This is a genomic window from Streptomyces coryli (assembly GCF_011044975.1).
In the GTDB taxonomy this organism is placed as follows: Bacteria; Actinomycetota; Actinomycetes; order Streptomycetales; family Streptomycetaceae; genus Streptomyces; species Streptomyces coryli.
The window spans coordinates 1-4,630 of sequence record NZ_JAAKZV010000394.1; the positions used below are offsets into that span (position 1 = coordinate 1).

A 4,630-nucleotide genomic window follows, 5' to 3' on the forward strand; every position below is an offset into this window, starting at 1 on the left:
GGCTGTTCCCGACCACCCGCCCGTTGCTGTGGGCGACAGGAAGAAGTGGACGACGCCAAGCCGCTGCGAGCGACAACATCGGGCGGGTGGTCGGGAACAGCCCCGCCGATCAGTGCGCCGCCCGCCGGTAGTGGTACGCGGCCGCCTCGCCGAAGCCCACGCGGTCGTAGAGGCGGAGGGCCGGGGCGTTGGAGCGCTGCACCTGGAGATACAGGTCCTCGGCTTCCGCCCCTGCGGCCCATTCCGCCAGCGCCCCCAGTACGGCGCGTGCCGCTCCGCGTCCGCGGGCCCGGGGCAGCGTGGCGATGCCGAACAGGCCTGCCCAGCCGGCGTCGGTCACCGCCCGGCCTACGGCGGCCACTTGGCCGTCGAGCAGCACGGAGGCGTACGCGGTCGGCGGCTGGATGCGCTCGAGGCGCGCCCACTCCTCGGCGAGGTCGGCGCCGTGCCCGGAGACCTGTGCCCATGCGTCGAACCACGCCTGGCCCGGCCGCGCGTCCACGCGGATTTCGGCCGAAGCCCCGGCCGCGGCAGCTGCGCGCGTCCCGCGCATATCCGTATCGGACGCGCCCGCTGCGCGCGTCCCGCGCACGCCCATCATCGGCACCCCGGCCGCGGCACACCGCGACCGCACCTCCGCCACCCGCGCCGTCCGCAGCGACGCCGCCGACTCCCGTCGATAGCCGCGCTCCGCCAGCAGCGTGTCGAGCCCCGCCGGGCACACCCCCGGCGTGATCTGGAAGCACGCGGCCCGCCCCCGCTCGGCGGCCTGCTTCTCCGCCGCCGTGATCAGGCGTTCCAGCCCCTCACGGCCGTGCTCCGCATGCGGCAGCACCGACTCGGTCCACCACGAGCCGCCGGGCGCATCCCGTAGCCACCAGCCGTCCACCACCTCGGTGCGCCGCGCCGGAAGCGCCCGCGCCGCGCGCTCCTGCAGGCCCGTGATCAGCTCTGTCTCCACGGCTACCGGCATGGCTAGCTCGTGTAGTCCGCGTTGATCCGTACATACCCCGCCGACAAGTCGCAGCCATAGACGGTGGCTTCCCCGCCGCCGTAACCGAGGTCGATGCCGATGCTGACCTCGTCCCGACGCATCAGCTCGGTGAGCCGGTCGAGGGTGTCGCCGCCGGGCTCGGACGGATACACCTCGACGTCGCCGAAGCGCACCGCGATCCGGTCGGGGTCGATGCCGGACTCGTCGGTGTTCTTGCCGAGCGCCATGGCGACGCGGCCCCAGTTGGGGTCGGCGCCGTGCACGGCGGTCTTTACGAGGGGGGAGTTGACGACGCTCTTGGCGACGCGCTTGGCCTGCGCGTCGTCCGCGGCGCCCGCGACCGTCACCGTCAGCAGCTTGGTGGCCCCCTCGCCGTCGCGGGCGAGCTGGAGGCACAGGTCAAGGCACAGATCGGCGAGCGCGGCGGCGAATGCGTCCTGGTCGACAGGCCCTGCCGCCCCGTTGGCGAGCACCGCGACCGTGTCGGACGTCGACGTATCGGTGTCGACGCTCAGGGAGTTGAAGGACGGCTCGACGGCCTTGCGCAGCGCGCGGTCGAGGTCGTCCGGCGCCACCGCGGCGTCGGTGAAGACGTAGGCGAGCATCGTCGCCATGTCCGGCTCCAGCATCCCGACGCCCTTGGCGACGCCGGTGATACGGGCCGCGCCGACCTGCCGCTCGGCGGTCTTGGGGCGGGTGTCGGTGGTCATCATGGCGCGGGCGACGTCGAGGGGGGCGGCGGTGAAGTCACCGGTCGAGGCCTCGAAGTGGGCGCGGATGGCGTCCATCGGCAGCGGCCGGCCGATCACCCCGGTGGAGCCGATCAGCACCTCGTCGGCGGCGACACCGGCGAGCCTCGCCACCCGGGCGGTGACCTCGGCGGCGTTGTCGTGGCCCGCCCGGCCGGTGGCGACGTTGGCGTTCTGGGCGAGGGTGACAACGGCGCGGAGCCGCCGGCCGGCGGCGTGCTTGCGGCTGAGGACCACCGCGGGGCCCGCGAAGTGGCTCTTGGTGAACATGACCGCGCTCACCGCGGGCCGGTCGGAGACGACGACCGATATGTCGTCTCCGCTGTCGCGGATGCCGCCGTGGGCGGTGTAGGCGCGGAATCCGGTGGGCCAGGACTCCACCTCACCGCTTGCATAGTCATGTGCCATACGGAATATTCTTGCATACCAGGCTCGGGATCCGGAAGCGAGTTGCGAACGGATGTGGCCATCGGGTTCTCTGTGCACTTACGGGGGGAGGGTGGCTTGCGGCTGCTCCCACCATTTGGTGTCCGTGGGAGGGAAGTTCATGTCGTACCCGCCGCCGCCCGGTAATCCGGGCAGCGCCAGTCCGTATGGCCAGCAGCAGGGCTTCGGGGCACCGCCGCCGATGCCGTCCGGGGCGCCACCGATACCGGGCGGGCAGCCGCCCGCGCCGGGGCAGCCTCCGGGGGGCCAGCCGCCAGTGGGCCAGCCGCCAGTGCCGGGTCAGCCGTACACACCAGGCCAGCCGTACGCACCGGGCCCACCACCCCCCGGCTCCGGCGGCGGTGGCGGCGCACGCCGGGTCTTCGGCGGCCTGCTCGCCGTCTTCGGGGTCCTGGGCCTGCTGGGCGGCGGCCTCCTGATCCAGCACGCGTACAGCAACAGCCGCCAGGAGTACTCCAACGACGAGTACGGCGCGGTGATGTGGCGCAACGAGCCCGCCGACAAGCTCTTCCCCGACCACCTCGGCGGCAGCCCCGACGACCGCGAGTCGCTGTACGACCGCAAGACCGCCCGCTGGAACCGCGTGGGCATAGCCCCCGGCACGGATTGCGACAAGGCCCTGACCGAATACGTCCGCGCCGCCGCGAAGAAGCTCGGCTGCAAGGCGGTGCTGCGCGCCACGTATGCCGATCCCACCGGGAACATGGTCGCCACGGTCGCGATCGTGGTCCTGCCCGAGGGCGCGCAGGACGAGGGCCCGAAGGACAAGGTCCACAAGGCGTGGGAGGACAACAAGCTCATCGACGGCGCGGTCACCCCGTACGCGGTGCCGGGCACCATCGCCGCCAAGTTCGAGAACCGCAACGGCGCCTGGATGGAGACCGTCCTCGGCGAGTACATGCCGTACACCGTGGGCGCGAGCATCGGCTCGGCGGACGGCTACGTGGCGGGCCGGCTGCCCGAGCGGTACGTCGACAGCGAGAACGACCAGAACACCGACCGCGACGCCTGGCACGCCAACGCCAAGGACCTGACCCAGCTGTTCGCCACCCACATGCTCGAACTGCGCCACGGAGATCTGCGATGAGCCGCCGCCGCCCGACGCCCCGGATACGTACCCGCGCCCCGCGCACCGTCGCGGTGCTGGCGACCGCGCTGACCGGCCTGCTCGGCTGGGGCGCCACCCCCGCCGCAGCGGCCGAGAACGCCCCGCCGAGCTGGGAGTCCAGCGCCCTCGGCCTGCCGTCGGCGCAGCGCGCCGGCTCCCAGGGCGAGGGGGTCACCGTCGCCGTGCTGGACAGCGGGGTCAACCGCAACCACCCGGCGCTCAAGGGGCGCGTCAGCAAGGTCAGTCCCGACATCTTCGATTCGGACGGGCTGAAGGAGGGCGACCCGAAGTACGGCATCCACGGCACCGCGATGGCCTCCGACGTACTGAAGGTGGCTCCCAAGGCGAAGATCATCTCGGCTCGGGTCATCGACGACGTCCCTGCCGAGGAGGAGAAGGGCGGCGGGCTGGAGCGGCAGAAGGGCGACAAGAGCGCCGCCGCGCAGGGCATCGACTTCGCGGTGGAGAACGGGGCCGATGTCATCTCGATGTCCTTCGGCAGCGTCCTCTTCCCCGACCTGGACGAGGACGAGACGGCCGCGATCGGGCGGGCGCTGCAAGCGGGGATCACGCTGATCGCGGCGCCCGGCAACAGCGGCGGCAAGTACGGCCTGAACGACGGCAACTTCCCCGCCGGCTACGCAGGCGTGATCTCCGTCGCGGCTACGGCGCCGGGCGGGTCGCGGGCGGAGTTCTCCACGATGCGTACGCACAACACGGTGGCGGCACCGGGGGTGCGCATCGTCAGCGCCAAGAACACGGGCGGCTATTACGCGATCGACGGCACGTCCCCGGCGGCGGCGCTGGCATCGGGGGTCGTCGCCCTGATGCGGGCGAAGAACGCCGACCTGACGCCGGCACAGGTGCGAGCGATCCTGATGCGCACGGCCCAGCGCCCTGCGGGCGGCCACGACCCGCTGGTCGGAGCCGGCCAGATCAACGCGGCGGCGGCGGTACGGGCGGCGGGGAGCCCGCCGAAGGTCGCTACGGGGCCGGTGGCGTACAAGGGGAAGAAGACGCTGGCTGCGCCGTCGGACGTGAGCAAGGTCAAACATCCGCCGCTGGAGACGGAGTTGGTGACGGTGGGGGGTATCGCCGGGGGTGTGGGGGTGCTGATGCTCTTGTTCGGGGCGCTGCTACTGCTGCGCCGGCGTCGATCGGCCTGACGACGGCTGGTGCTCGCGCTGGGGTCGCGCCTGCGGCGCGGCATCCTGTGGCTTCGCCACGGAGTCCTCAAGCGCCGGACGGGCTTGTTGGTGGGTGGGCCGGGCCGAGTTCCGCGACACAACCGAAAAAGCCCGCTTCGCTAAGACTTTTTCGGCTGCGTCGCTC

General features: G+C 72.4%; 4 protein-coding genes. 2 read left to right on the forward strand and 2 right to left on the reverse strand.

What is annotated here, in order from left to right; all coding sequences use genetic code 11:
• Window positions 1-109 precede the first annotated feature (109 nt).
• Both G5C51_RS39940 and argJ read right to left on the reverse strand, forming a co-directional pair.
• Window positions 110-961 (reverse strand): GNAT family N-acetyltransferase, encoded by an 852-nt coding sequence (locus G5C51_RS39940; RefSeq protein WP_338118486.1) that lies wholly within the window; start codon window positions 959-961, stop codon window positions 110-112.
• Window positions 962-975: 14 nt separating this feature from the next.
• Complete coding sequence (argJ, locus tag G5C51_RS39945) at window positions 976-2,151, reverse strand: bifunctional glutamate N-acetyltransferase/amino-acid acetyltransferase ArgJ (RefSeq protein WP_165245521.1); 1,176 nt, start codon at window positions 2,149-2,151, stop codon at window positions 976-978.
• A 295-nt stretch (window positions 2,152-2,446) separates the two neighbouring features.
• On the opposite strand from argJ, the gene G5C51_RS39950 reads away from it, so the two are divergent.
• Window positions 2,447-3,277, forward strand: coding sequence for a hypothetical protein (locus tag G5C51_RS39950; RefSeq protein WP_165245523.1), 831 nt, complete (start codon window positions 2,447-2,449; stop codon window positions 3,275-3,277).
• A complete protein-coding gene (locus G5C51_RS39955) occupies window positions 3,274-4,464 on the forward strand; it encodes a S8 family peptidase (protein WP_206314833.1) in 1,191 nt (396 codons plus the stop codon). The genes G5C51_RS39950 and G5C51_RS39955 overlap by 4 nt, the downstream gene beginning before the upstream one ends.
• The last annotated feature ends 166 nt before the right edge of the window (window positions 4,465-4,630 follow it).